Origin of the sequence: Lentzea sp. NPDC004782, from assembly GCF_040609115.1 — a bacterium.
Taxonomy (GTDB): domain Bacteria; phylum Actinomycetota; class Actinomycetes; order Mycobacteriales; family Pseudonocardiaceae; genus Lentzea.
Window position 1 is genome coordinate 1 of the sequence record NZ_JBEXJN010000048.1, and the last position, 23,325, is coordinate 23,325.

Genomic DNA, 23,325 nt, shown 5'->3' on the forward strand with positions numbered 1-23,325 from the left:
CTCCTTCATCCACTCCACGTGGATGAAGGCGCCCTTCATCGACAACCTTCGAACAGGCCGGTGTGGCGACTCGGGAGCCCGCCGAGCCGCCACACCGTTGATGACGCACGAGAAGGAAGGTCAGCCTGCCGGCGCGGGAACGAGCGCATCGCGCGCGTGGCGTCATAGGTCCGCCACCTGGCCAACGCGAGCGACGTCGGAGTTCGCCGTTCCCGCTTGCCCTGTGCCGGCAAGCCGATACCTCCTGACCGGGTTAAGGCCTCGCGCGTCCTCCGCCCACTCGCACCATCTCCGGCCTCGATCGTGAATGCCGCCGCCGCTGCAAAGGCGGGGACATCGACGACGAGACGGACGGGGGAACGGATGATGCGTGGGCGGCGACTGGTTCGGGTACCTGGATCTGGGTGGTCGGGGCGACCTGCGGCGCGGCGGCCACCCTGGTTTCCTCCGCGGGCTGCGTCCACACGGAGACGTTCGTGTCCACGGTGTTCTGGCGGAAGAGCTCCGGGGTCTCGGTGATGATCCGGCCCGGCTGTTCGAGGCCGACGATGCCGACCAGCTTGCCGTTGGCGATGAAGCCGGTGAGGCCGTTGACGTCGGTGGTGTCGGTGCCCAGGACCGGCAGTCCGGCGCCTTGGACCCGCATGCCGTACTGCTCGGTCCAGAACCGCGGGACCGGCGTGTAGGGCTTGGCGTGGTTGCGGCCGACCAGCAGGTTCTCGGCGGCGGCACGGCCGCCCTCGACGGCGTTGAGCCAGTGCTCGACCCGGCGCGTGGCGCCGTTGAAGCGCATGTTCGGCCAACGGGCCACGTCACCGCACGCGACGAGGTTCTCGGCGCCGACCACGTGGTTCGTGGCGTCGCACAACACGCCATCGCTGATGTCCAGGCCCGAGCCGCGCAGCCAGTCGACGGCCGGCGAGGCACCGACGGCGAGCACGACGCACGAGGCGAAGAAGACCTGGCCGTCGGAGAGGTGGATGCCGATGCCGCCGGGCTGGCGCACCCAGTGCTTGATGCCGACACCGGTGGCGAGCCGCACGCCGTGGTGGATGTGCGCCTCGGTGATCTTCTTGCCGATCTCGTCACCGACGATGCCTCCCAGCAACGCCGGCGAGCGCACGATCAGAGCCACGTCACGGCCCATGTGACGAACCGAACACGCGAGCTCGCAACCGATGAACCCGCCGCCGATGACGGCGACGAGACCCTGCGACTGACGGATGTTCTTGCGGATCGCGACCGCGTCGTCGAGCGTCCGCAGCACGTGGACCCGCGGGTCGTGGCGCGGCGCCCCGCCCATCGCCCTGGCGTCGACGCCGGTAGCGATGATCATGCCGTCGTACTTGATCTCCTCGCCTCCCGGCACCCAGACCGACTGCTTCTTCGGGTCGAGGTGCAGTGCGGGCGAGTTCAGCCGCCACTCGGCGTCGAGGTCGCCGGAGAAGTTCAGCAGCGAGTCGTCCGGGTGCCATTCACCGGTGATGATCTGCTTCGACAGGCACGGGCGGTGGTACGGGAGGTGCCGCTCGGCGGACAGGATCGTGATCTGCCCGTCGAAACCCATCTCCCGCAGCCGTTCCGCGGAACGGACTCCTCCGAGCCCGCCGCCGACGACCACGATCCGTTCGCTCACTTCACTCGCTCCCTGATCTCGATCGCGCGCATCGGGCACGCGCGCTGTGCCGCTCGGGCCTGGGCGAAGTGCTCCTCCGGCGGGCGGCGGTTGTAGGTCAGGCGGTTGTCTTCGATCAACTGGAAAACATCCGGCGCCTCCGCCTGGCACGTGCCGTAGCGGTGGCATTTCTCGTTGTTGACGCTCACGTCCATCGCGTCGCCCTCGCCGACACCGGGTTCCTTGCCGCGCTCGGCGTCGAGCATGCCGATGCGCATCAGCACCTCGGGCGGCAGGAAACGGGCCAGCGACACGGTCGCGGTCGGGACGAGGATGGTGAGGCCGGCGAGCCAGAGAACGGACAGGTTGCCGTTCGCGATGGCGCCGAACCAGGAGTGGACCACAGTGGCGGCCACGACGATGTACGCCGTTTGATGGAACCTCAGCCACTTGCGGTAGAAGACTTTGTGCCGCATCGACGCCAGGATGGCGATCGCGGCCATGACCTCGAGTCCGACGATGCCGAGCGCGTGCCGGAAGAGGCCGCCGTCCACGAACGGCAGCACCAGCTTGATGAAGCTGAACGTGCCGTTCTGGATCAACGTGAAGGCGAACGCGTGGATGGAACCGAACGCGATCGTCAGCGAGGCGAGCACCATGTGCCCGTTCTTCAGTCCCTCACGGCCGGTGAGCTTCTCGGCCCACCCGGTCGCGATGAGCACGCCCCAGGACAAGGTGGCGCACATCATGACGTAAGCCAGCCTGGCAGACAGCTGAGCCATCTTCTTGACGCCCGAGTCGAACTCGGAAGCCTGGGCCACCAGGAGCGGAATCTGGCTGGACAACAACTCTTCCTCCGGAAAAGAACTTCTCGCGGGGAACCCGCCCGGTCCTGCCGTGCAGGAGTGGACACATCAGGGCCGGGCGGGTGGGAACAGGTCCGCGTTGGAGTGCCTCTGACCTTGGGACACCACCTCCGTTTCCCGTTACAGAACGGGGTCTTGCCGAATCACCGCACCGGTCGTCGCGGGCGGAGTACTCGGAGCAGGAGCACCGTGAGAACGGCTCCCGCGGCGGTGACCGAGATGATCACCCACATGTTCGGACCGTCGCCGGAGGCGAGGTTCGCCTTGATGATGCCGCCGGCGGGCTGGGGCTCGGCGAAGGCGGGATCGCCTGCGAGACCCGTGCTCTCCAGCAACGTCATGTGCTTCATCACCACGTCGATACCGGCCTGCGCGAACCCGCGGATGGTGTCGTTGCGGGTCTGCGTGCGGACCTTCGCGATGAAGTTGAAGACCTGGCCGTGCGCGGCCCGCAGCCTCGCGACGAACGCCTGGTCGAACGCGTCTCCCTCGAGACCGTTCAGCTCGTCCATCCACGACTGCTGCGAGGGGTTCGGCACGTCGGGCGTGGTGAGGTTGAACTGGGCAGCCGTCTTCTTGGTCAGGTTGTCCAGCATCATGTGGTCGAGCATGATCATCTTGCCGATCTGCTTGACCCGCGCGTTCGACGCCTTCGTGGCCGTGAGCTCGCCCATCGGCATTTCCCACAGGCCCGCCTGGCGCACCTTGTTCAGCAGTTCACGGTCGTTCGCGGTCAACGGACCCGTCGGGGTGTCCTGCACTCCGCCGGTGTCCGCGGGCTGCGCCTGAGCAGCGAATGGAGTGGCGAAGAAGAGGAACAACATCGCCAAGACGGTGGCGAGGGCTCTGGTCATCGTCTTGATGTCCTCGTTGTTCAGTGGAAGTCGGTAGGGGTTTCGTGGTCGAGCAGTGGGCTCAGTAGCCGGGCGCACCCGAGGTCGGCGCAGGCGGCGGCGCCTGGTCGCCGGTCGGGCTGGGGGACGTGCTCGGCGTGCTGCTGCTCTTGTTCTGCGTGTTGTTCTGGGTTTTGCCGCCGGTGATCTTGGCGCCGTTGGGGGCGGTGACCCACCACGTGCCGCCCTTTCCCTGGCCTTTCAGGTCACCGGCGACCTTGTCCTCGGCGAAGGTGTACTGCGGGTAGCCCGCGATGGTGAGCTGCTTGGTGCCGTCGGCCCTGGTCACGGTGCCCATGGAGATCGGGTCGACCCCGGTCGCCATCACCGGCTTGTCCGCGGGGACCGGCTTCCAGGTCTTGGCGCACTCGCCTTCGCAGTTGGACTTCGACGGCTTCGGGGTGTCCTTGTCGAAGCGGTAGAGCGGGAGCCCGTCGCCGTCGGTGACGAACCACCCCATGTCGTCCCGGTTGGAGATGAACAACATCATCGAGGCGCTGGTGTCGGCGTTCTTCGCCGACAAACCGCCTGCTCCGGAGCCTCCAGGAGGGGTCTGGTCGCTGCCGCACGCGGTGAGGCTGACAGCCAGTGCCGCCAGGGCGGTGATGGCTCGACCACGTCGCATCGGCAGGTCCTTTCTCGGCTTGGGTACCGAGGAGTACGGACACGATCCGGCAACGGTTCACGGAGTTCGTGAGGAATATTTGCCTCTCGACTTGAGACGCTTCATGGGGCAAGGATGTCCCCCGTGGCGCGGCATAGACGTCAACGCGAGTTAGACGAACAATCACCAAGACCGGGGTCTCTCGAGGAAGAGTTGATCCGCCGGCTGTACGAGGAATTCGGCAGCGCCCTGCTGGGACACTGCATGAGGTTGACGGGCCATGATCGACAATGGGCCGAGGACATCGTGCAGGAAACCCTGGTCAGGGCGTGGCGCAACGCCGAGAAACTCGAGCGTGACCCCGTGCTCTTGCGGTCGTGGTTGTTCACGGTGGCAAGGCGGTTGGTCATTGACGACAGACGGAAGAGAAGCGTCCGTCCGCAGGAGTTCGAACTGACCCCTTCGGACGAGTCGCCTTCGGGCGGCGAGGAGGATCGCACCCTCGCAGCGATCGTCGTCGCCGAGGCGATGAACGGTCTCTCAGAGGAACACAGGGAGGCTATTCTCGAGACATACCTGCGGGATCGCACCGTCGGTGAGGCCGCGGCGGCACTGGGTGTGCCACCGGGAACGGTCAAGTCGCGGGTGTACTACGCGCTGCGAGCGTTGCGGCGTGCGTTGCACGATCGGGGAGAGACGCGGTGACAACGGCACCAGATCACCTCGACGTCGCCGCCTACGTGCTCGGCATCCTCGATGCCGATGAGGTGGAGGCGTTCGAGAACCACCTGACGGAATGTCGCAGGTGTGCCCTTGACCTGCGCGACTTCGCGGTGGTGCCGGACCTGATCGACGAGGCCGACGCGGGCGGAATGCTGCGCGGAACAGCTCCGGAACGCCCGGACGGCAAGTCGGTGCGGGTCATGCTCGACGCGGTCGCGGCACGCAGGAAGCGCAGAAGGTGGTTCGTCGCCCAGGGTGTCGCGGCCGCCGCCGCCGGCATCGTGGCGGTGACGGCCGTCGTCACGTCGCTCGTGGTGCGCGGCAGCGACAACGGTTCGAACTCGGCCGCGCCCCAGCACCCCACGACGTCGCAGACGCCGGTGGCGAACAACTCCACCGACTCCTCGATGCGGGTGCAGCAGCAGGACCCGAACAGCGGGGTCTTCACCAAGATCACCGCTTCGGACGAGCCCTGGGGAACCTCGATGGACATCGAGGTCAGCGGCATGTCCGGCCCCAGCAGGGGATCACTCGTCGCCGTCGGGCGCGCGGGCCGCGTCGCCCAGGTCACGTCCTGGTACGCCCCCGAACCGGTGGCCGGGGACAAGAAGACGATCCGGCTCCAGGCGAACGTGGCCATGCGCTGGCACGAGATCGCGACGTTCCGGATCGTGGACGAGAACGGCAAGACCCTGCTCGAAGTCGTCGCTTCCTGACGCTTCCCGACACCAGACCACTGCCCCCGCTGGATCCGTGAGATCCTGTGGGGGCGGTTGTCGTTTTCGGGGAGGCTGTGCACGTGGCGATTGGCCCGTCAGCGGTCGAGCGTTGGCTCGATCTGTCCACAGAGGAGCTGCGCGCTCAGGTCAAGCAGCTCGTGTCCGCCCGGCTACCGGGTGATCACGCTGTGTGGCAGGCGATTCGGCGTCATCCAGCTCTGGTTCCGCGCATCCGCGGTGTCCTCTCCGGACTCGCCGCGACGGCGGCGGGCAGCAAGGACGAGGCCATGCAGAAGGTCTGGATCTCCAAGGCGCGTGCCGCTCTGGACCAGACCACGCCCGCGCCCGTGAAGGCGGCGCGCAAGCCGGTGGTTGAGGAGGTCGCCCCGCGGGAACCCGAGCCCGAGCCCGTCATCGAGCTCAAGCAGCCGGAACGAGCGGAGAAGCAGCCGCCCAAAGCCGTCCCGACGATGCTCTTCCAGGAGCCGAGCTGAGCAGGTAGCCGGAAGTCGTGTTCGCGACTCGCCGCCTGGCGAGGTGCTTGGTACCACCCTCGCGGCGCCGGCACCGCGATGCACCCGTCTGACCGGCGAAATACGAGGCAAAGGCTGGAGGCCGCGGCACTCATGGTCGTCTTCGGATCGGTCATCTCCCTGTCAGGTCTGCTGATCCTGCTCTTCCGCACCGCGAGCCTCGGCGGGCTGAGCCCGACCGTCGTCGGCTGGGTGATGATCCCGCTCGGCCTGCTGTTCGTCGTCCTGGGCGTGCTGCGCAACCGTCGCAAACGCGCCCAGGGCGTTCCCGGGCCGGTCGGCAACCCGATCCAGCGCGCGAAGGCCCTGCCGCGGCTGTGGAAGGCCTGGCGCAGCGGGAGGTACCCGGAGCTGCCACGCAGCCAGGTGCTGCTGTGGGCGGTCGCGCTCGTCTACCTGATCTCGCCGATCGACGTCCTGCCGGACTTCCTGCCGGTGATCGGCGTGACCGACGACGCGGGCGTGCTGGTCTGGCTGCTCAGCAGCCTCTCGATCGCGTCAGGCTCGTTCCTGCGCTGGGAGAAGGACCATCGCGAGCCGAGTCGCGGGATCGAGGCCCCTTGAGGCCTCCTCGCTCATGATTTCGGCCAGACCGGGCGAGGTCCCGGTGACCGGGCGGAAACCCAGTCGCTCGTAGTACGGCGCGTTCCACGGCACGTCCCGGAACGTCGTGAGCGTCACGGTGCGGCCGGCCCGCCGCACGTGCTCGATCAGCGCCGCGCCGATGCCCTGCCGCGCGTGCGACGGGTGCACGCTGACCTGGTGGATGTGCGTCGCGCCGTCCACGTCACCGGTCGCGATGAACGCCACGGGCACGCCCTGCTCCCCCACGGCGACCCAGACCTCGTGCTCTGCCAGCGCCTCCAGCGAGATCGGGTCGTCGTCGGCGATCTCCGGCATGCCGATGTCGCGGAACACCTCGCAGGAGGCGTTTTCGATCTCCTGGAGGTACGGCAGTTCGGCTGGTTGGGCGAGACGGATCAACACGCCCGCAATCCTGGTAGGTCGGACGCGAGCGCCGCACCTGAATAACGTTAAAGTCCGACCTGATGCGAACCAAGACCGTGCGCGTCCTCCTGGTCGAGGACGACGATGGCGACGCCCTGCTCGTCGAGGCACTGCTCGAAGAGGCGAGTGCGCCGTTCATCCTGTCGCGCGCCCACACGCTCGCCGAGGCCGAACGCATGCTCGGCGACGCCGAGTGCGTGCTGCTCGACCTCGGTCTGCCGGACGCGCAGGGCCTCGACGCCCTGCACCGGCTGCTGAGCAAGCCGGACGCGCCCGCGATCCTGGTGCTGACCGGGCTCAACGACGAACGCGAGGGCATCGAGGCGGTCTCGGCCGGTGCCGAGGACTACCTCATCAAGGGCCAGGTCGACGGCGAACTGCTGCTGCGCGGCGTCCGGTACGCGGTCGAACGCCGCCGCGCCGACGACGCCCAGTTCCAGCTGCGCGAGGCCAAGCTGCTGGCGGCCGAACGGTCCCGCCTCGAACGCGGCCTGCTGCCTCCCCCGCTGCTCAAGGGATCCGACCTCGACCTGGAGGTCCGCTACCAGCCCGGCGGCCAGCGCATGCTGCTCGGCGGCGACTTCTACGACGCGGTCGGCCTGCCCGACGGCTCGGTGCACGCGATCATCGGCGACGTCTGCGGTCATGGCCCGGACGAGGCGGCACTCGGCGTCTGCCTGCGGATCGCCTGGCGGGCCCTGGTGCTCGCGGGCGAACCGCCGGAGAAGGTGCTGCGGACCCTGGACCAGGTGCTCGTCGCGGAACGGCACGGCGAGGGCATCTTCACCACCGCCTGCGTGGTCGCCGTGGCGCCGGACCGGCGTTCGGCCCGCTACTTCCTGGCCGGGCACCCCGAGCCGTTGCTCGTGGCCGGGCAGAAGATCGTCGATCTGCCGCAGTCGAAGGTGGGCGTGCCGCTGGGCGTGCTGCCCGACTACGCCTGGACCGGCGTGGACGTGCCCCTGCCGCCCGGCTGGCAGCTCGCCTGCTTCACGGATGGACTGATCGAGGGCCGGGTACCCGGTGACACCGATCGGCTCGGCGTCGAGCGCCTGTGCGAGATCCTGCGCGGACACCTGCGGCAGGGCCCGGACTGGCTGGACCCCCTGATCGCGGAGGTGACGGAGCTCAACGGAGGGGCGCTCGACGACGACATGGCCGTGCTGCTGCTGAAGGACCCCAGGTGAAGCTGCCGGAACGGTTGCCGGCGAGCCGGCTGCTGATCGTCATCGTCACGATCCTGCTGGCCATGACCGCGGTGGCGATCGCGTCCACGGTGGTCGCGCTCGACTCGCTCGCCGACGCGCGGGAGCACTCCATCGACCGGATCGCGCCCGCGGAACGCCGGGCGAAGGACCTGAGCCGCGCGCTGCTCGACCAGGAGACCGGCCTGCGCGGATACGTGCTGACCGGCGAGATGGAGTTCCTCAAGCCGTACCTGGACGGGCAGACCGAGGAGGCGCGGTCCGCGAAGGACGTGCGCGACCTCGTCGGCGACGTCAACGGCCGGGTGCAGCGGATCGAGGACCTCGCGCGCGAGTGGCGCGCCCAGTACGCGGAACCCACGATCGCCGGGGTCCGCCGGTCCGGTCCGGTCAGCACCACCTCGCAGGACAACGATCGCGGCAAGGCGCTCTTCGACCAGGTCCGCGCCGAGCTCGACGGGGTGCAGGCCGACATCGGCCGCCTCGGTGCGGGCGCCCGCGACGACGTGAACCACGCGGCGACCGTCGTGCTGTGGCTGGTGATCGGCATGGGCGTGCTGCTGGTCGCGGTGATCGGCGGGCTGTCGCTGCTGCTGCACCGCCTGCTGATCGCACCGCTCAGCGAGCTCGCCGAGCAGGTCAGGCAGGTGGCGTCGGGCGACTTCGAGCACGAGATCGACGCGCACGGTCCGCTGGAGACGGTCATGCTCGGCGAGGACGTCGACGCGATGCGCCGCCGGATCGTGCAGGAGCTGGCGACGCTCGACGCGGCGAAGTCGGAGCTGCAGCGGTCCAACTCCGAGCTGGAGCAGTTCGCCTACGTCGCGTCGCACGACCTGCAGGAACCGCTGCGCAAGGTGGCGTCGTTCTGCCAGCTGCTGCAACGGCGCTACGGCGGCAAGCTCGACGAACGCGCGGACCAGTACATCGAGTTCGCCGTGGACGGCGCCAAGCGGATGCAGGGGCTGATCAACGACCTGCTGGCGTTCTCCCGCGTCGGCCGCATCACCCGTGAACGCACGGTGGTGGACATCGGCGACGTCGTGCGGCACCTCGTCGACAGCTTCTCCGAACGCATCGAGGAGACCAACGCCCGGATCGTGGCGGAGAACCTGCCTTGCGTGCGCGGTGAGGCGTCGCTGCTCAGCGCGGTGTTCCAGAACCTGATCAGCAACGCGTTGAAGTTCCGCGGCTCTGCCGACCCCGTGATCAACATCGAGGCCGAGCGCGACGGGGACATGTGGAAGTTCTCCGTGCACGACAACGGCATCGGGATCGAGCCGGAGTACGCTGACCGGATCTTCATCATCTTCCAGCGCCTGCACCCGAAGGACGCCTATCCGGGCACGGGCATCGGCCTGGCGATGTGCCGGAAGATCGTCGAGTACCACGGCGGGACCATCTGGCTGAAGACCGATGGTGACGCCGGGACGACGTTCGAGTTCACCCTGCCCGTCGCCGAAGAACAGCCGGCCGAAGAACAGCCGGCAGAGGAAGAGTTGGCCGAGGTAGCGCATGAATGAGACACCGCTGACCGTGATCGACGTCCTGCTGGTGGAGGACGACCCCGGCGACGCGCTGATGACGCAGGAAGCGTTCGAGCACCACAAGATCCGCAACACCCTGCACGTGGTGAAGGACGGCGTGGAAGCGCTTGCCTTCCTGCGGCGCGAGGGCGAGTACGCCGACGCGCCGCGGCCGGGCCTGATCCTGCTGGACCTCAACCTGCCCCGCAAGGACGGGCGCGAGGTGCTGGCCGAGGTGAAGGCGGACGCCGAACTGCGGTCGATCCCGGTCGTCGTGCTGACCACTTCGGACGCCGAAGAGGACATCCTGCGCAGCTACAGCCTGCACGCCAACGCCTACGTCACGAAGCCCGTGGACTTCGAGAGGTTCATCGAGGTCGTCCGTCAGATCGACGACTTCTTCGTCACCGTGGTGAAGCTGCCCCGCTGATCACGCCGGCGCTGAAGTCGAGGCACGACTGACAGATCTCCGCCTCGGCGCCCCGGTGGACCGGCTTGGTCTCGCTGCAGAACGAGCAGTCGCCGACCTCGGCGACCTGAGCAGCGGCGATGCAGATGTCGCAGATGAGCGCGGTCGGACCGGCCATCATCTTGCCGACCTCGTCGCCCATCCGCCCGCAGAACCAGCACTTCTCGGTGCGCTTGGACTGTTCCACGATCTGGTGCACGCGCTGGTGGCTCATCTTCAGCGCTTCCGCGATCTCGCGCATCGAGCCGCCGGCTCGGTGCAGACGCAGCACGCTGTGGTGGTAGACGGCCTTGGCGATGTCGGCTTGGTCCTGCGCGGCGGCCGCGAGCGTGCCGGCCTTGCGCGCTGACGCGAGCAGTTCCTCATCCAGAGTCATGCCGTCTAGAGTAGCTAGACGCGTCTAGTCTGCCTAGACATGATCGTAGGTCCTGCCCGAAAACCTCCCGTCGTCGATGAAGGGCGCCTTCATCGACCTCAGGTGGATGAAGGCGCCCTTCATCCACGGCAGCAGGCCTGCGGGGCGGGTGACGAACACGTGCTCAGTCCAGGCTTCGCACGATCAACGGGTCGTCGTCGGCCTGCACGACCCACTGCTGGTCCTCACGTGGTTCGGGGATCACGGGCGCCCACAGCCCATCCCCTCCGGGCCTCACGCCTTCATTCGGGAAAGTCATGCTTTTTGGCTACCCGTTCGCCCGGAACGTATACCCACCAACATGGTCGTAATGGCGTCCATGACCCGCGTGGTGGCCTCGTCGAGCACCTCGGCGGTCAGTTCCAGGTCGTACAGGTCGGACAGGTCGACCGGTGCGCCCGCGACCACCTCGACCCTCTTGCGGGGCAACAACCTCGGCAGGATCGTGCCCTTCGGCAGCAGGTCCTGGGTGCCCCACTCGGCGACCGGGACGACCGGCACGCGGCTCTCCAGCGCCATCCGCGCGACCCCCGACTTGCCCTTCATGGGCCAGTGGTCGGGGTCGCTGGTGAAGGTGCCCTCGGGGAACACCATCACGCACTCCCCCGCCCGCAGCGCCTCCACCGCGGGCTTCAGGGCCTCGGCGGCCTTGACCGTGCCGCGTTCCACCGGGATGTGCCCGCCGGACCGCATGACCCAGCCGATGACCGGCGTGCGCCACAACGACGCCTTCGCGAGCACGCGCGGCACCCGGTTCGACATCAGCGCGAACACCACGGCCGCGACGGTGTCCGCGTTGGACAGGTGGTTGAACGCGAGGATCACGCCGCCGTCGCCCGGCACGTGCTGCCTGCCGCGCACGCGCAGACGCACGAACAGCACGACGACCGGCCACAGCACGTCGATCGCCAGCGAGAACCAGAAACCCCGGCCTCTCCTGGGCATCTTCCACGTCCAGGCGGCCAGCTCGAGCGGTGTCACACCTGATATTCGAGCACGCCGGCGTTCACCGTTCTGGTCAATTCACCACGTTCGACCAGAACGTCGAGATGCGCGGCCGTCTCACCGACGGCCAGGACCTGGTTGAACATGTCGAGGTCGTCGAACCGGCGCTGCCGGCGCGTCCAGCCGATCTTGCGGGCGGTCTCGAACGCGCTGCCGCTGACCGCCTTGAGGATCTCCTCCAGGCGCTGCTCGTGGTGGTGCAGCAGCTCGTCGACGCGGGCGTGCGAGCTGTCGGTCACCGGGCCGTGCGCGGGCAGCAGCTTCAGGTCCGGCAGCTCACGGGTCAGCCGGAGCGACGTCAGGTAGTCGCCGAGCGGGAGCTCGGGGCGCAACGGCTCGAAGCCGATCGACGGCGTGATGTGCGGCAGCACGTGGTCGCCGGAGAAGAGCACCTTGGCGGTGGGGTCGACGAACACGACGTGGCCGCGGGTGTGACCGGGCGTGGGGATCACTTCGAGCTTGCGGTGTTCGAGGTCGAGGGTGCTGCGGACGAGCCACTCGTCCGGCTCCTCGTAGCCGCGCCGGGCGTCGTCGACGTTGACGTGGTGCATGATCCTGATCCACGTCTCCGCCAGCTCGCCCGCACCCCATTTGCGCAGGTCGTCGACGTGCTGGTCACCCTCACCGTGCAGGATGTGCCGCAACGACGGCTGCTCGCCGAGACCGAGGCCGATCTTCGCGCCGAACAGGCGGCGCAACGACACGGCCATCGTGAAGTGGTCGCGGTGCACGTGCGTGACGAGGAACCGGCGAATGTCCTCGAAGCCCTTGTCCAACGTGCCGAGCGCGGCTTCCAGCTGGTCGCGGGCCTCGTCGAGCGCCCAGCCGGAGTCGACGAGCACGAGCCCGTCGCCGTCCTCGATCGCGTACACGTTGACCGCGCGCAGGCCGTCGTTCGGCAGGGGCAGCGGAATGCGGTGCACGCCTGGTGCCACCTCGAACGCGCCCGGTTCACTCCACACGCCCGCTCACCTCATTGTCAGCGCCAACATTGTTCGCGTACGCAACTACTACCGGACGGTAACACGGTATTCGGGGTGCTTGTCGATGTACTTCGCCACGAACGGGCAAAGTGGCGAAACCTTGATGCTACGGGCAATGGCGTCGTCGAGCGCGAACTTGGCGAGCTGCGCGCCGAGACCCCGGCCGGCGTAGGCCTCGCCGACCTCGGTGTGCACCAGGGCGATGACGTCACCGACCACCCGGTACTCCAGGAACCCGGCGAGCGCGCCGTCGACGTGGACCTCGTACCGGTTTTCGGCGCTGTTGTCGATGACCATGCGCCCATCTTGCCCGCTCAGTGGAAAATGATCCGCATGGACGTCTACCTGCTGATCCTGGGCGACCACCTGCCCAACCCGTGCACGGGCGAGGAGGTGTCGCAGTCCGACCGGCTGCGGGCGATGGTCGAGCAGGCGGTGGTGGCCGAGGAGGCCGGGTTCGCGGGCGTCGCGATCGGCGAGCACCACTTCACGCGCTACATCGTGTCCGCCCCCGAGCTGCTCCTGGCGGCCGTGGCGGCGCGAACGTCCACTCTGAAGCTCTCCACCGGCGTGACGCTGCTGGCCCACCGCGACCCGGTGCTGGTCGCCGAGGCACTGGCCACGTTGGACGTGCTGTCGGACGGGCGGGCCGAGCTGATCGTGGCGCGCGGGGTCGACCAGCAGACCGACGCGGCGTTCGGGGTGCAGCCGGGCGAGCTGCGGGAGCGGTTCGAGGAGCACCTGCGGCTGCTGCTCAAGCTCCTGGAGGAACCGGGGGTGAGCTGGGACGGCCGGTTCCGCGGGCCGCTGAGCCACGTGACCACGACGCCACGGCCGGTGCAGGCGCCGCGACCGACGGTGTGGATCGGGTCCGGCTCGGCGGTGTCGGCGGATCTGGGCGCGGAGCTGAAGATGCCGTTGATGCTGCCGTCGACGCTGCGGGATCCCGCGATCTACGCGGACGTGGTGCACCGGTACCGCGAACGGTTCCCCGGCGGCCGCGTCGGCGTGCCGAGCCATGTGTTCGTGGCGCACGACAATGCGCGCGAGCGGTGGCGGCCGCACCTGGCCGAGTACGCGCGGTTCGCGGACCCGTGGCGCGGTGACGGCGACATCGATGTGAACGCCATCATGGACGGCGCGGCGGTGTGCGGCACGCCGGAGGAGGTGGCGGACCGGCTGAACGCGTTGGCGGAGCTGCTGTCCATCGACACGCACCTGGTGATGGTCGACATCGGTGGCATGCCGCACGAGTCGGTCGTCGAAACGATTCGCCTGTTCGGTGCCGAAGTGCTGCCGAAACTTGTTTAACACCAACGGTGCCAAGGGTTAACACAGATCCGCGAGGATTTCCGTGTGGGCATCACCGTCATCGGCATCACGCATCCGGGTCAGGTCGGGGAACTCCCCGACGGCACGAACGTGCTGGTGCTGGCCGACGACGGCACGTACGCCGATGAGTTCCTCGACACCGACTTCGGCGCGCATCAGCTCGTGGTGCGCGCATACGGGCGCGGGTCGGCGTTCTTCGGGGTGGCGGACAAAGCCCGTGAGTTGGGTGCGGACCGGGTCCTCTTCGGGGGTGTGCACGACACCGCCGCTTCTTTCGCCATCGGAGAGGATCCCGTGCTCGTGCTCGGCGTGCGCCCGCCGGGTGGTCCGATCACGTGCAACGCGGCGTTCCTCGACTGGCTCGACCGCTGGCCGCGGCCGGCGAGCGCCTACCGCGGTGACGTGGACCACTGGCTCGCCGAGAACGCGTTGGCCGAAGGCCTCCGCGTGGAATTGGTTTCCTGGCGAATGCAACCGTCCGTCCCAATGCGACGGAAGTTGACGGCCTAGTCACCCGAAGGCGGAAGACGCTTGTCCCGCCGGTGAAATATCGTTCCCCCGCAACCACGTGCAGACGCGCACGCACTGGAGCTGAGAGGTTTCTCAGCGTGTCCACTCGGGGGTAGGGGCACACTGGAATCAGGGTTCTCTCAGGGGAGAACCTGACCCTTCGGTGCGTTCGTGTCGCCGAAGATGGTGCGCACGAAAACCCACAGGAGGGGACTGAAGGTGAGCGCGTCCGAAGGTGTCGCGGCCAGAGCCGTCGACGTGTGGAAGGAATACGGGTCCGGCGATGCCGCCGTGACCGCGCTCGCGGGGGTGAGCGTCGAGCTGGAGAGGTCCCGGTTCACGGCCATCATGGGGCCGTCGGGGTCGGGCAAGTCTACGTTGATGCACTGCCTCGCGGGCCTCGACGACGTGACCCGCGGCGAGGTGTGGATCGGTGACACCTTGGTCACCGGGTTGAAGGACCGCGGTCTCACCGAGCTGCGGCGGGACAAGGTCGGCTTCATCTTCCAGCAGTTCAACCTGCTGCCGACGCTGACCGCGGAGGAGAACATCACGCTGCCGCTCGCGATCGGCGGCAAGAAGGTCGATCGCGCGTGGTTCGACGTCGTCGTCGACACGGTGGGTCTGAGGGACAGGCTGACCCACCGGCCGACGCAGCTGTCGGGCGGTCAGCAGCAGCGTGTCGCTTGTGCACGTGCGCTGGTGTCGCGTCCGGACGTCGTGTTCGCGGACGAGCCGACCGGCAACCTGGACTCGCAGTCCGGTGCCGAGGTGCTGGGGTTCCTGCAGCGGTCCGCCCGTGAGTTCGGGCAGACGATCGTGATGGTCACGCACGACCCGAACGCCGCTTCGTACGCGGACCGCGTCATCTTCCTCAAGGACGGCCACATCGTCCGCGAGCTGCTGTCGCCGTCCGCGGAAGAGGTTCTGGACACGATGAAGCACCTCGACTCGGTCGCGGTGCAGAATGTTTAAGGCGACGATCAAGAGCTTGCTGTCGCGCAAGCTCCGGCTGGTGCTGTCCGCGCTCGCGGTCGTGCTGGGCGTGATGTTCGTGTCCGGTTCGTTCGTGCTGACCGACACGCTGCAGCGGTCCTTCACCGACATGTTCTCCACGGTCTACGCCAAAGTGGACGTCTCGGTGGCGCCGAAGAAGGAGAAGGGCAAGCAACCGGAACTGCTGACGCCTCAGGCCGTCGCCGAGGCGAAGGCTGCCCCCGGTGTGGCGGAGGCCCACGGTCTGGTGCAGGGCTCGGCCCGCCCGATCGGCAAGAACGGCAAGGTGATCACGACCTCCGGCGCGCCGCGGTTCGGCTTCGCCTGGACCGGGCTCGGGCAGGAGGAGCTGCGCGACGGCCGGGCGCCGAACGCCGACGACGAGGTGGTGCTCGGCGCGTACCTCGCCTCGACCGGTGGCTTCGAGGTCGGCGACGAGATCGGCCTGCTCACGTTGCAGCCCAAGAAGACCTTCAAGGTCGTCGGCATCTACGGCTACCCCGGTGGCCGTGACTCGATGGGCGGCGAGCTCTCCGTCGGGTTCACCGAACCTGTCGCGCAACAGTTGCTGCTGGGCAAGAAGGACGTCTTCACCGAGATCCGGGTCAAAGCGGCGAACGGCACGTCCGCCGACACCCTGCGGGACGCCGTGGCGGCGAAGATGGGCTCCGGCTACGACGTGAAGACCGGTGCCGCGCTGGCGAAGGAGCAGGCCGACCGGATCAACGACGGCCTGAAGTTCTTCAACTACGTGCTGCTCGGCTTCGCCGGCATCGCGTTGTTCGTCGGCATCTTCATCATCCTCAACACGTTCTCCATCATCGTCGCGCAGCGCACGCGGGAGCTGGCACTGCTGCGGTCGATGGGCGCCTCCCGCGGCCAGGTCATCGGCTCGGTGGTGCTGGAGGCGATCGTGATCGGCCTGATCGCGTCGATCGTCGGTCTCGGCGCGGGTGTCGGCGTCGGTGCGCTGCTGGCGGGCATCTTCAGCCGGATCGGCGGCGGCAACCTGCACCTCGCGGGCCTCGGTGTGCCGATGTCCGCGGTGATCTCCTCGTTCGCGGTCGGCATCATCGTGACCGTGGTCGCGGCGGTCATGCCGGCGCTGCGGGCCTCGCGGATCGCGCCGGTCGCGGCGATGCGGGAGGCGGCGACGCCGGACCGGCCGTTGACCAAGGTCACGATCATCGGCGCGCTGGTCGTCGCACTGGGCGGCACGGCGCTGGGCTTCGGCTTCAGCAAGGCGTCGCTGACGTTGATCTTCGGCGGCATCCTGGTGGCGTTCGTCGGCGTGGCGCTGCTGACCCCGCTGCTGTCCAGGCCGATGGTGTCGCTGATCGGCCGCCTGCTGTCGTGGTCGATGCCGGGCCTGCTGGGCCGGCGCAACTCCGCGCGCAACCCGCGCCGCACCGCGATCACCGCGGCCGCGCTGATGGTCGGCATCTCGCTGATCACCGGCGTGAGCGTGGTGCTGACGTCGGCGACCAAGTCGATCGAGAAGCTGGCCGCCGGTCAGCTGCAGACCGATCTGATCATCTCCGGCGAGGGCCAGCTGGAGGGCCAGCAGGCGATGTTCGCGCGGGACGTGCTGACGAAGGTCGAGAAGACCGACGGCGTGAGCTCGGCGTTCGGCTGGTCGCAGGACGGCGTGCTGCAGGGCGACAGCCAGCTGTTCGCCGTCGCGGTCACCGACGTGCCGGCGATGAAGACGATGTTCGGGCTCAGCCCGAAGTCGGGCGACATCGCGGCGCTGAAGGACGACCAGCTCGCGGCGCCGGAGGACCTCGCCGCGGAGAAGGGCTGGTCGGTCGGCAGCACGGTGAAGCTGCAGCTGGCCAAGGGTGACGCCCGCACGTTCACGGTCGGGTTCGTCTGGGCCAAGTCGCAGGTGCTGCAGAACGCGGTGGTGCTGCCGGAGTCGGCGGCGCGCAGCTTCCGCTCCGACCAGATCAACGAGGCGTTCGTGCAGGTGAAGCCGGGGACGAACGTGGCGGACGTGCAGAAGCGCGTCGAGCCGCTGTTCGCCGACAACCCGGAGATCTCCGTGCAGGACCGCAGCGCGTTCGTGAAGCAGACGACCTCGCAGTTCGACACGGTCCTGTTGATGATCCAGATCCTGCTGGCGCTGGCGATCCTGATCGCGGTCCTCGGCGTCATCAACACCCTGGCGCTGTCGGTGATCGAACGGACCCGTGAGCTGGGTCTGCTGCGGGCCATCGGCATGCGGCGGTCGCAGGTGATGCGGATGATCACCGTGGAGTCGGTGGTGATCTCGGTGTTCGGCGCGGTGCTCGGTCTCGGGGTCGGCGTGGCGCTGGGCCTCGCGACCGTGCAGGCGTTGAAGGACCAGGGCATCACGGAGATCGGGTTCCCCTGGGCCACCATGGTCCAGTACCTCGTGGTGGCCGCGTTCGTCGGTGTGATCGCGGCGATCCTGCCCGCGATCCGCGCCGCGCGGCTCAACGTGCTGGACGCGATCGCCTACGAGTGATGATCACGCGGGGCCGCTGACCGTCTGCCGGACGGTCAGCGGCCTTTCGCGTTCGGTCAGGCGTGCGGACAGGTGTCCTTGTAGTCGGAGATGGCGGTGTTCGGTGCCGGTGGCGGGCAGAGGAACTGGTCGTAGCGCAGATCGTCGTCCACGAACCGCTTCAGCCACGACAGCGTGTACTTGCGGACGGTCGCGTTGTCACTGGCCGGGGCGGAGTGGTTGCCGCCGCGCAACTCCAGGAAGGCCTTCTCGGGTGCGGCCGTCATCGAGTCGTAGAACGGCAACGCGTGCTGGGCTTCCGGGGCGACGGCGTCGTTCTGGCCGCCGAGCACCATGGTCGGCACCTTGATCGCCGACCAGTTCTTGGTGACGCTCCAGGGAGCCAGCGGGACGGCGGCCTGCAGGGCGGGACGCGTGGCGGCGGCGCGCAGGGTGCCGCCGCCGCCCATGGAGTGGCCCATCACGGCGAGGCGCGAGGCGTCGACGTGGGTGTTGTGGGCCACCACGTAGTCGAGCGCCGCGAGGAGCTGACGGCCCCGGCTGTCCGGGTCGTCCCAGCCGGACAGGGTGTCGATGGTGATCACCACGAACCCGTACGACGCGAGCCGCGGGCCGAAGTGGGCGATGGCCGACTGGGGTGCGAGGAATCCGGGTGAGACCGCGATCGCACCGAAGGTGAGGTCACTGGTGGGGGTGTAGATGGTGCCGCCACCGAAGCCCGTCTGCACGGGAACGGTGACCTGGGTGACGGCGAAGGTGCCTCTGGCGGCCTCCACCGAGGCGGCGGTGGGAGCCGGGCCTCTTTCGTAGGGGTTGGCCGCCGCATTGGCGGTGGCCGGGGTCAGCGCCAGCACGAGCGCCGCAAGCACAGCTTTGACGCGCACGACGAATACACCTCGATTGGTTGGCAGGGAACCAAATGCGACGGCGGTCACATGTTAACTACTCGCGAGTAGGTAACGCCAGGATCGAACTGTCCGGCCTCGAATTCGACTCGATCGGAGCCGCGGAACTCGGTCACCCAGCGCAGCAGATCGCGCAATTGTCGTCCGGTGCAGTCACCGAAGCGGCGGTATGCGACGAATCCGGTGGCGCACAAGGGTGAACCGCGTGCCCACTCGCAGACAGTTCCTCGTTCTGAGCTCGACGGCGGCGTTGGCCGGTCTGCTGTCCGAGACTCCCGCGTCCGCCGCCGACGCGGTCGCCCAGCCGTACGCGTCGTACTGGCACCCGGCCACGATCCTCCACTGGGACCCGGCGACGGACCGGGACGCGAGGTACAACCGCAGCACGGTGCCGCTGGCGAAACGTGTCGTCCCGGCCAGACCGGCCAACGCGCACGCCCACGCCGGGGAAGCGCGAGTGCAGGCGTTGGTGGCGTATGCGCCGACGAGCAACAACCCGTCCCAGGGCTCGCTCGACATGAACTACTACGCCACGAACTACTGGCAGTACATCGACGAACTGGTGTTCTGGGGCGGTTCCGCGTCCGAGGGCCTGATCCTCGCGCCGAACCCGACCGTCACCGACGCCGCGCACCGCAACGGGGTGCGGGTGCTCGGCAACGTGTTCCTCCCGCCGACCGCGTACGGCGGTCAGCTCCAGTGGGTCCGTGACTTCGTCAAGCGCGAGGGCGACCGGTTCCCGGTGGCGGACAAGATGATCCAGGCCGCGCGGTACTGCGGGTTCGACGGCTGGTTCCTCAACCAGGAGACCGCCGGCGGCAACACCCAGCTGGCGCAGGACATGCGCGACTTCATCGGCTACCTCCGCAGGAGCGGGCTGCGGATCATCTGGTACGACGCGATGACCGACTCCGGCAGCGTCTCCTGGCAGAACGCGCTGACCGCGCGGAACCGGATGTTCTTCGAGCAGTCGGACGAGATGTTCCTCAACTTCTGGTGGAGCGCCCAGGGCCTGGCGAACTCGGCGGCGCTCGCCAGGCAGATGAACCGCAGCCCGTACGACCTCGCGTCCGGTGTGGACGTCGAGGCGAACGGCTACAACACGAGCGTCGACTGGGCGTCGGTCTTCCCCGAGGGCAGGCCGCACACCACGTCCCTCGGCTTCTACCGTCCGGAGTGGACGTTCAAGTCGGCCACGAGCCCCGCCGACTTCTACGCGCGGGACAACAGGTTCTGGGTCGGCCCGAACGGTGACCCGGCGAACACCACGACGACCGCCGCGTGGAAGGGCGTCGCCCACCACATCACCGAGCTGACGCCGATCACCTCGCTGCCGTTCGTGACGAACTTCAACACCGGACACGGGAAGAAGTTCGCGGTCAACGGCACCGTGCGCTCGACGCAGGCGTGGAACAACCTGTCGCTGCAGGACGTGCTGCCCACCTGGCGGTGGAGCGTCACGGGCACCGGCACGAAGGTCGTGCCGTCGCTCGACTGGGACGACCCGTACGACGGCGGCACCGCACTGAAGATCACCGGCACTCCGGTGTCCGCCAACGACGTCCGGTTGTTCGCCACGTCGGTGAAGCTGACCGGCGAGAGCCAGTTCGAGATCGTCCACCGCACCGGCGCCGGTCCGTCGCGGCTGCAGGCGGTGCTGCGGATCGGCGCGATCGAGAAGGTGCTGGACCTCGGCGGGGTCAGCGGGGCGTGGCGGCGCAGCGTGTTCCCGCTCGGCGAGCACGCCGGCGCGACGCTCACCGAGATCGGCCTGCGCGTGCTGCCGGGGGCAGCGGTCACCGCGTCGATCGGCCGCATCGCCGTCGCCGACCCGGTCATGACGCCCCCGGCGGCGCCGTCGGCCGTGCAGGTCGAGCAGGTGAGCCGCACCGACGCCGCGACGGTGTCGGCGCGGCTCACCTGGAAGCGGGCGCCCGGTTCCGTGCGGCAGTACCGGGTTCACCAGTGGACCGGTGCCGAACGGATCTTCCTCGGCGGCACGACCGGTGACGCGTACTTCGTGCCCGCGATCGCGCTGACGCCGGGTGGCACCGCGAGCATCGAGGTCGAGGCGGTCAGCGAGGCGTTCGACGTCTCACCGCCGGCCCGCGTCTCGATCACCGGTACAGCCTGAGCAGGTAGCCGGAATTCGGGTTCGCGACTCGCCGTCCGGTGAGGTGGATGAAGGGTTCCTTCCTGCACCTGGAGTGGAGGAAGGAGCCCTTCATCCACGTGACTGCCCCACCGCACGGCCGAGCTGGCCGTCAGCTGGTGCGCACGCGAACCGGCATGTCCCGCACGACGGCCCACGTCCCGGCCAGCACGACGAGGAACGCCGCCACCGACGCGACGTGCCAGCCCGCTCCGAGCAGGGACGGGATGTTGCGGATGAACGGCAGGTTCCCCGATCCGGGAATCCGCACCGTCGTGATGATCACGGACGCCAGCCCGACGGGAACCGAGAAGACGCCGGCCGCGCCGAACCGGTCGAACGCGGCCGCGCAGAACATCCCGACCACGCACCAGACCAGGAACATCAGGAAGTACGCGACCGGTGTGCCGTGCTCGTCCGCATGCCAGTGCATCAGCGCGTAGATCCCGCCTTCGGCCAGGAACCCGAGCCAGGCCAGCACCGCCATCGCGAGCGCGAGCACCACCGAGAACCCGGACGCCGCAACGAGGAACTCGCGCCGCGTGCGCCCGTGCGCGACGGCGATCGGCAGCACGTTGTGGATCACGTAGATGCCGACCCAGAACAGGAACCAGCGCGCGATCTGCGACGTGACGACGTTCCACGCGCTGATCTCGACGTCGCTGAAGGCCGAGACGACGAACGTGACGGCCACCGCGAACGCGAAGACCGACGCGGCGACCATGGCGCAGAACGTGACCAGCGTCGTCGTGAGGTGCCGGAAGATCTTCACCGCGCACCCCCGACCGGTGCGGTGAGGTGCACGAACAGGTCCTGCAACGCGATCGGCCCCAGCTCCAGTCCGAGCTGCCGCGCCCGGATGAGGCGCGCGTCGTCCAGGGTGCCGTACACCATCGCGGCTTTGGTGCGCCCCAACGACTTCTCGCTCAACACCGTCAGCCCGGCGGTGAACTCGTCGACGTCAGCGGCGTTCCCGGTCACCTCGGTGCCGCGCGACCGCAGCACGTCGGCCTCCTCCTGCAACACGAGCCGCCCGGCGTCGATGATCACGACCTCCTCCAGCAACGAGGCCAGTTCCTCGATCAGGTGCGTCGAGACGATGATCGTCCGCGGGTGCGCCATGAAGTCGTTGAGCAACGCGTCGTAGAACGCGTACCGCGTCGGCGTGTCCATGCCGAGGTGCGACTCGTCGAACATCGTCAACGGCGACCGGCTGGCCAGCCCGATCACCACCCCCAGCGCCGACCGCTGCCCCAGCGACAGCTCCCCCGCCTTGGCCTTCAACGGGATCCGGAACAGCTCGGCCAGTTCCAGCGCGTAGCCGTGGTCCCACGTCTCCCGCCACGCCGCGCCGTATTCGAGGACGTACGAGACCTTGTCCCCCTTGTCCGCGGCGTCGGGCGTGTGCCGCACCAGGCACACCTGCCGCATCGCCGCGGCGTTCTCGAACACCGGCGCGCCGTCGAGCTCGACGGACCCGGCGGGCTTCCGATATCCGGCGAGCACCGACATCAGGCTCGTCTTGCCCGACCCGTTGCGGCCCAACAGTCCGTAGATCTTTTTGCCGGACAAGGAGAAGCTCATGTCGTCGACCGCGGTGACGCTGCCGTAGCGCACCGTCAGCCCCTGCACGTCAACGCGCATCACACGGCTCCGTTCTGGTGCTGCTCGATGCGGCGGATGACGTCGGCGAGCGGAATCCCGATGGCCCGCGCCTCCGCGACCATCGGGTCCACGACCTCGCCGAAGAACGTCTCCCTCCCCTGTGCCCGCAACATGTCGCGAGCCTCCGCGCTCACGAACATCCCGATCCCCCTCTTCTTGTAGAGCACCTTCTCGTCGACGAGCTGCTGGAACGCCTTGGCGGCGGTGGCCGGGTTGATCCGGTAGTACGCCGCGTACTGGTTGGTCGACATGACCTGCTCGTCCGCCTTCAACACCCCGCTGAGCACGTCCGCCTTGATCCGGTCCGCGATCTGCCGGTAGATGGGGCTCCGGTCGTCGAACACGACTACTTCCTTGGTTCGTTACTCATGTAATGAACCATAGCAGCACAGGCGCGACGCTCGCAGCGGCGCGCACGCAAAAACCGGCGGTGGCCGTCGCCACCGCCGGTGATCGTCGTCTTCAGGTCCCCGGCTGTGCCGCATCGGCGCGGCAGCCGGATCTCACCTCAGCGGATGGAAGCCGGACGCAGATCCGTCCAGTTCTCCTCCACGTACGCCAGGCACGCCTCCCGGCTCTCCTCACCGAAGACCTTCGTCCACCCGGCGGGCACCTCGGCGAACGCGGGCCACAACGAGTGCTGCTGCTCCTCGTTGACGAGCACGAAGAACCGCCCCTGCGGGTCGTCGAACGGGTTCGTCACCACTGTC

General features: G+C 68.3%; 28 protein-coding genes. 12 read left to right on the forward strand and 16 right to left on the reverse strand.

Translation table 11 applies throughout. From position 1 onward, the window contains the following. Positions 1-253: 253 nt before the first annotated feature. The 4 genes from ABZV40_RS34355 to ABZV40_RS34370 form a co-directional block, all read right to left on the reverse strand. Positions 254-1,636, reverse strand: a complete 1,383-nt coding sequence (locus ABZV40_RS34355) for an FAD/NAD(P)-binding oxidoreductase (RefSeq protein WP_355451210.1) — start codon at positions 1,634-1,636, stop codon at positions 254-256. Next, entirely contained in the window at positions 1,633-2,460 is an 828-nt protein-coding gene (locus tag ABZV40_RS34360) for a ferredoxin (protein WP_355451213.1), read from the reverse strand. Before ABZV40_RS34360 ends, ABZV40_RS34355 begins: the two co-directional genes overlap by 4 nt. Positions 2,461-2,624: 164 nt before the next feature. Then, positions 2,625-3,335, reverse strand: coding sequence for a DUF4142 domain-containing protein (locus ABZV40_RS34365; RefSeq protein WP_355451216.1), 711 nt, complete (start codon positions 3,333-3,335; stop codon positions 2,625-2,627). A gap of 61 nt (positions 3,336-3,396) precedes the next feature. Beyond that, on the reverse strand, positions 3,397-3,999 hold the full coding sequence (locus ABZV40_RS34370; protein WP_355451219.1) for a hypothetical protein: 603 nt from the start codon (positions 3,997-3,999) through the stop codon (positions 3,397-3,399). A 114-nt stretch (positions 4,000-4,113) separates the two neighbouring features. Between ABZV40_RS34370 and ABZV40_RS34375 the strand changes: the two genes are divergently transcribed. The 4 genes from ABZV40_RS34375 (at position 4,114) to ABZV40_RS34390 (ending at position 6,517) form a co-directional block, all read left to right on the forward strand. Continuing rightward, positions 4,114-4,683 carry a sigma-70 family RNA polymerase sigma factor gene (locus ABZV40_RS34375; protein WP_030468711.1) on the forward strand — a complete coding sequence of 190 codons (570 nt, stop codon included), beginning with the start codon at positions 4,114-4,116 and terminating at the stop codon, positions 4,681-4,683. Further along, positions 4,680-5,417 (forward strand): zf-HC2 domain-containing protein, encoded by a 738-nt coding sequence (locus ABZV40_RS34380; protein WP_355451222.1) that lies wholly within the window; start codon positions 4,680-4,682, stop codon positions 5,415-5,417. Before ABZV40_RS34375 ends, ABZV40_RS34380 begins: the two co-directional genes overlap by 4 nt. 83 nt (positions 5,418-5,500) lie before the next feature. After that, a complete protein-coding gene (locus tag ABZV40_RS34385) occupies positions 5,501-5,914 on the forward strand; it encodes a hypothetical protein (protein ID WP_355451224.1) in 414 nt (137 codons plus the stop codon). Positions 5,915-6,046: 132 nt separating this feature from the next. Further along, on the forward strand, positions 6,047-6,517 hold the full coding sequence (locus ABZV40_RS34390) for a DUF1232 domain-containing protein (protein WP_355451227.1): 471 nt from the start codon (positions 6,047-6,049) through the stop codon (positions 6,515-6,517). Here the strand turns inward: ABZV40_RS34390 and ABZV40_RS34395 are convergent. Beyond that, the gene (locus ABZV40_RS34395; RefSeq protein WP_355451401.1) at positions 6,452-6,937 is read right to left on the reverse strand and encodes a GNAT family N-acetyltransferase; all 486 of its coding nucleotides are present in this window, start codon (positions 6,935-6,937) and stop codon (positions 6,452-6,454) included. The genes ABZV40_RS34390 and ABZV40_RS34395 overlap by 66 nt on opposite strands. A gap of 65 nt (positions 6,938-7,002) precedes the next feature. On the opposite strand from ABZV40_RS34395, the gene ABZV40_RS34400 reads away from it, so the two are divergent. From ABZV40_RS34400 to ABZV40_RS34410, 3 genes are read left to right on the forward strand one after another with little or no spacing between them, the layout of a single operon-like run. Then, positions 7,003-8,148 (forward strand): SpoIIE family protein phosphatase, encoded by a 1,146-nt coding sequence (locus tag ABZV40_RS34400; RefSeq protein ID WP_355451230.1) that lies wholly within the window; start codon positions 7,003-7,005, stop codon positions 8,146-8,148. Continuing rightward, positions 8,145-9,689, forward strand: coding sequence for an ATP-binding protein (locus ABZV40_RS34405; protein WP_355451233.1), 1,545 nt, complete (start codon positions 8,145-8,147; stop codon positions 9,687-9,689). Before ABZV40_RS34400 ends, ABZV40_RS34405 begins: the two co-directional genes overlap by 4 nt. Next, positions 9,682-10,122 carry a response regulator gene (locus ABZV40_RS34410; RefSeq protein ID WP_355451236.1) on the forward strand — a complete coding sequence of 147 codons (441 nt, stop codon included), beginning with the start codon at positions 9,682-9,684 and terminating at the stop codon, positions 10,120-10,122. The genes ABZV40_RS34405 and ABZV40_RS34410 overlap by 8 nt, the downstream gene beginning before the upstream one ends. On the opposite strand, the gene ABZV40_RS34415 is transcribed toward ABZV40_RS34410, so the two are convergent. The 6 genes from ABZV40_RS34415 to ABZV40_RS34440 are packed head-to-tail and all read right to left on the reverse strand — an operon-like array spanning position 10,097 to position 12,861. Further along, positions 10,097-10,537 (reverse strand): ClpX C4-type zinc finger protein, encoded by a 441-nt coding sequence (locus ABZV40_RS34415; RefSeq protein ID WP_355451239.1) that lies wholly within the window; start codon positions 10,535-10,537, stop codon positions 10,097-10,099. The two genes, ABZV40_RS34410 and ABZV40_RS34415, sit on opposite strands and share 26 nt — an antisense overlap. A gap of 33 nt (positions 10,538-10,570) precedes the next feature. Then, complete coding sequence (locus tag ABZV40_RS34420; RefSeq protein ID WP_355451242.1) at positions 10,571-10,696, reverse strand: hypothetical protein; 126 nt, start codon at positions 10,694-10,696, stop codon at positions 10,571-10,573. 4 nt (positions 10,697-10,700) lie between these two features. Beyond that, positions 10,701-10,835 (reverse strand): hypothetical protein, encoded by a 135-nt coding sequence (locus ABZV40_RS34425; RefSeq protein WP_355451245.1) that lies wholly within the window; start codon positions 10,833-10,835, stop codon positions 10,701-10,703. Beyond that, on the reverse strand, positions 10,832-11,557 hold the full coding sequence (locus ABZV40_RS34430) for a lysophospholipid acyltransferase family protein (RefSeq protein ID WP_355451248.1): 726 nt from the start codon (positions 11,555-11,557) through the stop codon (positions 10,832-10,834). The genes ABZV40_RS34425 and ABZV40_RS34430 overlap by 4 nt, the downstream gene beginning before the upstream one ends. Next, positions 11,554-12,543 carry an MBL fold metallo-hydrolase gene (locus ABZV40_RS34435; protein ID WP_355451250.1) on the reverse strand — a complete coding sequence of 330 codons (990 nt, stop codon included), beginning with the start codon at positions 12,541-12,543 and terminating at the stop codon, positions 11,554-11,556. Before ABZV40_RS34435 ends, ABZV40_RS34430 begins: the two co-directional genes overlap by 4 nt. Positions 12,544-12,591: 48 nt before the next feature. Continuing rightward, on the reverse strand, positions 12,592-12,861 hold the full coding sequence (locus tag ABZV40_RS34440) for a GNAT family N-acetyltransferase (protein WP_355451253.1): 270 nt from the start codon (positions 12,859-12,861) through the stop codon (positions 12,592-12,594). A gap of 36 nt (positions 12,862-12,897) precedes the next feature. Here ABZV40_RS34440 and ABZV40_RS34445 point away from each other — a divergent pair, with 36 nt between their 5' ends. The 4 genes from ABZV40_RS34445 (at position 12,898) to ABZV40_RS34460 (ending at position 17,893) form a co-directional block, all read left to right on the forward strand. Further along, positions 12,898-13,875, forward strand: a complete 978-nt coding sequence (locus ABZV40_RS34445; protein WP_355451256.1) for an LLM class flavin-dependent oxidoreductase — start codon at positions 12,898-12,900, stop codon at positions 13,873-13,875. A 45-nt stretch (positions 13,876-13,920) separates the two neighbouring features. After that, positions 13,921-14,406, forward strand: a complete 486-nt coding sequence (locus ABZV40_RS34450; RefSeq protein ID WP_355451259.1) for a hypothetical protein — start codon at positions 13,921-13,923, stop codon at positions 14,404-14,406. A 183-nt stretch (positions 14,407-14,589) separates the two neighbouring features. Beyond that, positions 14,590-15,381 carry an ABC transporter ATP-binding protein gene (locus ABZV40_RS34455; RefSeq protein WP_355451404.1) on the forward strand — a complete coding sequence of 264 codons (792 nt, stop codon included), beginning with the start codon at positions 14,590-14,592 and terminating at the stop codon, positions 15,379-15,381. Further along, complete coding sequence (locus ABZV40_RS34460) at positions 15,374-17,893, forward strand: ABC transporter permease (RefSeq protein ID WP_355451262.1); 2,520 nt, start codon at positions 15,374-15,376, stop codon at positions 17,891-17,893. Before ABZV40_RS34455 ends, ABZV40_RS34460 begins: the two co-directional genes overlap by 8 nt. A 56-nt stretch (positions 17,894-17,949) precedes the next feature. Here ABZV40_RS34460 and ABZV40_RS34465 read toward each other — a convergent pair whose 3' ends face one another. Then, the gene (locus tag ABZV40_RS34465) at positions 17,950-18,777 is read right to left on the reverse strand and encodes a prolyl oligopeptidase family serine peptidase (protein WP_355451265.1); all 828 of its coding nucleotides are present in this window, start codon (positions 18,775-18,777) and stop codon (positions 17,950-17,952) included. Positions 18,778-19,003: 226 nt separating this feature from the next. On the opposite strand from ABZV40_RS34465, the gene ABZV40_RS34470 reads away from it, so the two are divergent. Beyond that, entirely contained in the window at positions 19,004-20,932 is a 1,929-nt protein-coding gene (locus ABZV40_RS34470; RefSeq protein WP_355451268.1) for a hypothetical protein, read from the forward strand. 130 nt (positions 20,933-21,062) lie between these two features. Here the strand turns inward: ABZV40_RS34470 and ABZV40_RS34475 are convergent, their stop codons facing one another. From ABZV40_RS34475 to ABZV40_RS34490, 4 genes are all read right to left on the reverse strand, one after another. Continuing rightward, positions 21,063-21,722, reverse strand: coding sequence for a hypothetical protein (locus ABZV40_RS34475; RefSeq protein ID WP_355451271.1), 660 nt, complete (start codon positions 21,720-21,722; stop codon positions 21,063-21,065). Then, a complete protein-coding gene (locus tag ABZV40_RS34480; RefSeq protein ID WP_355451274.1) occupies positions 21,719-22,594 on the reverse strand; it encodes an ABC transporter ATP-binding protein in 876 nt (291 codons plus the stop codon). The genes ABZV40_RS34475 and ABZV40_RS34480 overlap by 4 nt, the downstream gene beginning before the upstream one ends. Further along, a complete protein-coding gene (locus tag ABZV40_RS34485) occupies positions 22,594-22,959 on the reverse strand; it encodes a GntR family transcriptional regulator (protein ID WP_355451277.1) in 366 nt (121 codons plus the stop codon). The genes ABZV40_RS34480 and ABZV40_RS34485 overlap by 1 nt, the downstream gene beginning before the upstream one ends. A gap of 164 nt (positions 22,960-23,123) precedes the next feature. Continuing rightward, positions 23,124-23,318 (reverse strand): MbtH family protein, encoded by a 195-nt coding sequence (locus tag ABZV40_RS34490; protein WP_355451280.1) that lies wholly within the window; start codon positions 23,316-23,318, stop codon positions 23,124-23,126. Positions 23,319-23,325: the final 7 nt, after the last annotated feature.

Bases quoted from the DNA above. Each gene is read 5' to 3' on its own strand.
- ABZV40_RS34365 (WP_355451216.1), bottom strand. From the start codon at position 3,335: ATGACCAGAGCCCTCGCCACCGTCTTGGCGATGTTGTTCCTCTTCTTC.
- ABZV40_RS34370 (WP_355451219.1), bottom strand. From the start codon at position 3,999: ATGCGACGTGGTCGAGCCATCACCGCCCTGGCGGCACTGGCTGTCAGC.
- ABZV40_RS34375 (WP_030468711.1), top strand. From the start codon at position 4,114: ATGTCCCCCGTGGCGCGGCATAGACGTCAACGCGAGTTAGACGAACAA.
- ABZV40_RS34390 (WP_355451227.1), top strand. From the start codon at position 6,047: ATGGTCGTCTTCGGATCGGTCATCTCCCTGTCAGGTCTGCTGATCCTG.
- ABZV40_RS34400 (WP_355451230.1), top strand. From the start codon at position 7,003: ATGCGAACCAAGACCGTGCGCGTCCTCCTGGTCGAGGACGACGATGGC.
- ABZV40_RS34410 (WP_355451236.1), top strand. From the start codon at position 9,682: ATGAATGAGACACCGCTGACCGTGATCGACGTCCTGCTGGTGGAGGAC.
- ABZV40_RS34415 (WP_355451239.1), bottom strand. From the start codon at position 10,537: ATGACTCTGGATGAGGAACTGCTCGCGTCAGCGCGCAAGGCCGGCACG.
- ABZV40_RS34425 (WP_355451245.1), bottom strand. From the start codon at position 10,835: ATGACTTTCCCGAATGAAGGCGTGAGGCCCGGAGGGGATGGGCTGTGG.
- ABZV40_RS34440 (WP_355451253.1), bottom strand. From the start codon at position 12,861: ATGGTCATCGACAACAGCGCCGAAAACCGGTACGAGGTCCACGTCGAC.
- ABZV40_RS34445 (WP_355451256.1), top strand. From the start codon at position 12,898: ATGGACGTCTACCTGCTGATCCTGGGCGACCACCTGCCCAACCCGTGC.
- ABZV40_RS34455 (WP_355451404.1), top strand. From the start codon at position 14,590: ATGGTGCGCACGAAAACCCACAGGAGGGGACTGAAGGTGAGCGCGTCC.
- ABZV40_RS34460 (WP_355451262.1), top strand. From the start codon at position 15,374: ATGTTTAAGGCGACGATCAAGAGCTTGCTGTCGCGCAAGCTCCGGCTG.
- ABZV40_RS34480 (WP_355451274.1), bottom strand. From the start codon at position 22,594: ATGCGCGTTGACGTGCAGGGGCTGACGGTGCGCTACGGCAGCGTCACC.